5 protein-coding genes are annotated in these 4,543 nt (G+C 59.5%); 4 read left to right on the top strand and 1 reads right to left on the bottom strand.

Annotation, left to right across the window (positions count from 1 at the left end):
• From WB528_RS20940 to WB528_RS20925, 4 genes are all read left to right on the top strand, one after another.
• On the top strand, positions 1-242 hold a 242-nt coding region (locus WB528_RS20940), incomplete at its 5' end, for a hypothetical protein (RefSeq protein ID WP_423890322.1).
• Positions 239-478, top strand: coding sequence for a helix-turn-helix domain-containing protein (locus WB528_RS20935; RefSeq protein ID WP_423890321.1), 240 nt, complete (start codon positions 239-241; stop codon positions 476-478). The genes WB528_RS20940 and WB528_RS20935, both read left to right, overlap by 4 nt.
• 139 nt (positions 479-617) lie before the next feature.
• A complete protein-coding gene (locus tag WB528_RS20930) occupies positions 618-2,459 on the top strand; it encodes a hypothetical protein (RefSeq protein ID WP_423890320.1) in 1,842 nt (613 codons plus the stop codon).
• A complete protein-coding gene (locus tag WB528_RS20925; RefSeq protein WP_423890319.1) occupies positions 2,459-3,502 on the top strand; it encodes a hypothetical protein in 1,044 nt (347 codons plus the stop codon). The genes WB528_RS20930 and WB528_RS20925 overlap by 1 nt, the downstream gene beginning before the upstream one ends.
• A gap of 391 nt (positions 3,503-3,893) precedes the next feature.
• On the opposite strand, the gene WB528_RS20920 is transcribed toward WB528_RS20925, so the two are convergent.
• On the bottom strand, positions 3,894-4,543 hold a 650-nt coding region (locus WB528_RS20920; RefSeq protein ID WP_423890318.1), incomplete at its 5' end, for a hypothetical protein.

Genomic DNA, 4,543 nt, shown 5'->3' with positions numbered 1-4,543 from the left:
AGCCGGAGCAGTCAATGTCCGCTACTCCTCGTGCGTCGACCGAGATTGAACCCCTTGTAGTCAAGCCGAAGGTGGCTTGGAGAATGCTCGGCTGCGGCAACACTCGCGGCTACGAGCTCATCGCCTGCGGCGAACTCGAAAGCTACAAAGACGGCCGGTCGCGAAAAATTACCGTTGCTAGCATTCGGCGCTACATCGAACGGCAGCTCGCAGCTTCCCCTGCACCGGAGGGAGGCAAATGAGGCAGCTGCCCTCAGACTCAGAAGTCTCGGGTTCTAATCGGACAGGTGGTCGTGCGCGGCGCTATCAGATTCAGTTTTTCACGATCAGCGAAGTCGCTGAAATGCTGCGCGTCTCAACCCGGACTGTACGGCGCTGGATCGATAGCGGTCAGCTTGTCGCCCACGTTGTCGTCAGCGTTGTGCGCATTGCCGAATCCGATCTCCGCGCTTTTTTGGCTCTACACCGACGGGGCTAATCATGGAGTCCGCGAGTCACGCAATGTCATTCGGAGTCAATATTTTATTGTTATTCGGGACTACTCTCTATCCATACATGACGACATTACGTGGTTGCAGTATTCCCGAATATCCGCCACTGTCGTCAAGGGTCATCCCGTGACCGGCCGTGGCAGTCCCGAAAATGGCAGTCCCGAGAGTAATGGCAGTCCCGAGAGTAAGGAGAGAAAAGCCATGAAGATCCACTCCCAAGCAGTCAAAACCCGCGGCCGAATCGGCGATGGCCAGAAGACTCTCAGCGATGTCCTCCTCGCCCTTGAGGGACGTGACGGCCTTTCCGAAATCCGCTGGCGCGACTTGTGCTCTTCCGTCAGACGGATCGCGCTCTTGCTTGGCGACGATCCGAGCCGCATTCCGCTCGATCTCGCCGCCATCAGCGCCAAGTTGGCGACCGTCAATCCGATTGCGGTCGGCGTCAGCCCGAAGAGCCTAAGCAATGTCCGATCGAATTTCATGGCGGCGGTGAAGGCGAGCAAGTTTAAGCCAGTTCTGGGCATCGCGAACGCACCGCTGAGCCGCAGCTGGAAAGCGCTGATGGCGAAGTTGGCAACGCGTCGGCAGCATATCGGCCTGTCGCGCCTAGCGCGGTATGCGAGCGCCAATGGGATCGAACCCGAAAAGGTCGATGATGCTGTTATCGAGGGCTTCATCGCCGCTGTGCGTAAGGGCTCGCTGCATCGCAAGCCGAATGGTCTGCACCGAACGGTAGCATTGATCTGGAACGAGGCCGCGACGCGGTCAGACTTCAATTTGCAGCGGGTAAAAGTCCCTTCGTTCCGCGATCCGGCCAAGAGGATCGCCTGGAGCCTTCTCGCCGGCACACTCTGCAAGGACGCCGATGACTATCTCGCATGGTGCGCTGGCATCGATGTGTTCGCGACCGATGCCCGTCCACGCGCGCTGGCACCCGAGACCCTTCGGCTGCGTCGGGATGAGATTCACGCTGCCGTCACCGCGCTGCTAGAGAGCGGGATGGCGACGAAGGAGATCAGATCGCTTGCCGATCTTGTCTCGCTCGAAAACTTCAAACGTATCTTGCGCCGTCGCCATGAGATGGTCGGCGGCCGCGAAAACATATTCAACGCCGAGCTGGCTCGAATGCTTGTAGAGGTCGGCCGTGACTGGGTGAAGCTTGATCCGGCCCGATTGAAGGAACTGACTCGACTCGCCGGCAAGGTACCGAAGCCGATGCCGGGGCTCACCACCAAAAATAAGCGTGTCCTGCGCCAATTCGACGACCCGGCCGTGTTACAACGGCTTTACAACCTTCCCGATCGACTTTGGGCCGAAGTGAAGCGGGACGCCAAGCCCGACTTCCGAACCCTCGTCAAGGCGCACGCGGCGCTTGCGATCGCCATCCTGTCCTACATGCCGATTAGGATGAAAAATCTGACAGCGCTTGCCTTCGACGTGCATTTGTTCTTGCACGAAGGACGGGGCGCGATTTCCAGCCTGGAATTGCCACCGAGCGAGGTGAAAAACCGAAGAGACGTAGGCTTCGATATCCCCCGGCATGTGGCCAAGATGTTGATCGAGTACCGCAATCGCATTGCGCCTAAGATCCTTGGCCATCGGCCCGATCGGCTATTCGTCAATGCTGATGGTAGCGCGAAAACTCAAGCGACGGTCGCCTGGACGATCAGGGTCTATCTGAGGAGAGCAGGCATCGTCCTCTCTCCCCATCAATTTCGTCACATCAGCGCGAAGTTGACGCTTGATGCTTACCCAGGTCAGTTCGAGGCGGTTGCGCAATTGCTGGGCAATACCCAGCGGGCGGCGGTGAATGCGTATGCCGGCTTCGACAGCAGGCGTGCGGGTCGGCATCACCAGCGCCTCGTCGAAGAGGCTCTCGCCGACGCGAGTCGGAAGTCGGCGCGCCCGGCGGCGAACCAAGCGTCGCCGCGGAGTTCTCGGTCGGCGCATCTGCGGCGAGGCGCGTGATGGGACTCTATCTCCCCTACGCGGAGTGGCCGGAGGCAGATCGCGCTCTCTGGGCCGTAGCCTTTGAGTCGGGAACCGATCTGTTCGACGACTGTCCTGCCGCCCATCTGGCGGACAGGACACGGCGACAATTGCAATACGCCTATGCGAAATTCCTCTTTTTTATCGCATCCGAACACGAGAGCTTGCTCGATCTAGCCCCGGCCGAACGCGTCAGTCGAAAGACAATTGAGGGCTACGTCAAATCGCAACCGCCAACGTGCGGGGGTGTGACGGTTGCCAACTACCTCCATCATTTATGGTTGGCACTTCGATACATCTGTCCGGGCGAAGACTGGTCTTGGCTGCCGGTAATCAGTAAGCGCGTTCGAGCGCAGGCAAAACCAATGCCAAAGAAATATCATCTGGTTACCAGCGAAACGCTCTATGCGCTCGGAATCGAACTGATGGACCGTGCGATGATGAGCGGCATAACTGGCATGTCCAGGCGAAATCAGACTGCATATCGTGATGGTCTAATTATTGCGCTGCTCGCGCTCGTGCCATTGCGGCGCCGCACACTTGCTGTCTTGCAGATCGGCAAACATCTTGTTCGCTTCGGAAAGGCCTGGACCCTCGATATTCCGGCCGAAGACATAAAGACTAAACGTCCGCTCGAATTCTCGCTCGAAGGAGAGTTGTCCGAGCGCATTGATGTTTATGTGAACAAAGTCCGCTCTCGCATTCCGGGCAGCGGAGCGCACCAGTATCTTTGGGCGTCGAGCAGAGGTCCAATCGGCGATCTGATGATCTATGCGGCTGTGCGCCGGCGCACCGCGCAGGGTCTGGGCTTCCCGATCAACCTGCACCGGTTTCGGCATGCCGCCGCGACGCTGTGGTCAATGCGCGACCCCGCGAATGTGCGCGGAGTCAAAGACCTGTTAGGTCACTCAACATTCGGCCCGACAGAGAACCATTACATCATGTCGCAGTCGCGCCTTGCGGGGCGAGCTCTGGCCAAGGCGATCGAAAAGATCATGCAAGGCGAGGGGAGGGCGAACTAGACTAGAAATCGCGTCGTGGGTGCCTCCATGGGTTACCGGGCGGCTTGCCGATTTTCCTGTGGGAATTCAAGCCGCGTCGGCGGAGGACCGTTCCGCCGAACATATCGCTACCGGCGCTGACGGATCGGCGGAACATAGTCTGGTGCAACAGGCTTCGTTTTCAGTCGCCGGGTCTTTTGTCCCCGGACTGCCGTGCGTAGCTGCAACAAGACACATCCTTCGTTCGTGCTTTCCCAGCTCGGCTCCTACCGCTGGACCTATAGTGGAAACAATGATGTTTTACTTGCGGCGAAGCCGACGTGGTGCGGACTGGGTGACGTGAACTGGCGAGGGCAGCCTCATGGCCCGATAGGCCAAGAGAGGCCGGGCGACGACAGGATCCGGGTCTCCGCTACGAAATCGCCTGGGGATGATTGGTTGCGGCCAAAGAGCTAGTCGTATTTGTGGCTTCCGGCCCCGGAGCCCGGGCGAGCAGCGACGTAACGTCGGGCGCGCCGCCACCCGGCGTGAACGACGCCATCGCCTGAGTGAGTTGCGCAGTGGTGCTGCTTGGCGCGGCGGCCGCCGGGTCGACGGCAGTACCGCTGAGCTGCCTACTTGGCGGTGCGCCAGCGCTGCCGGCTGATATGCCGGCAACCGACCATTCGAGCCCCACCTGGCCCATAGGCACCGCCGCCGTAATTGCGTTCTTGCCGATGTCATAAAGTTCGAACATCCCGGTATTGCTGTTGCGCATCAGCATGTCGGTTTCATTGGCGTTGCCGGAGAAGTCGCCGAAGCCCGCGATTTGCCATTCCAGGCCTACCTGCCCCATGGCGGCGGATGAGGTGATGGCGTTGTGGCTGATGTCGTAAAGTTCGAATGCGCCGTTGTTGCTGCTGCGCATCAGCATGTCGGTTTCGCCGGCATGACCCGAGAAATCGCCAAAGCCCGCGACCCGCCATTCCAGGCCGACTTGCCCCATCGACGCCGCGGACGTGATGGTGTTGTTGGCGATGTCATAGACCTCGAACGAGCCGGTATTGCTGTTGCGCATCAGCA

This window comes from Bradyrhizobium sp. (assembly GCF_049586575.1).
Classification (GTDB): Bacteria; Pseudomonadota; Alphaproteobacteria; order Rhizobiales; family Xanthobacteraceae; genus Bradyrhizobium.
This window is presented reverse-complemented; position numbering and strand designations above follow the sequence as displayed.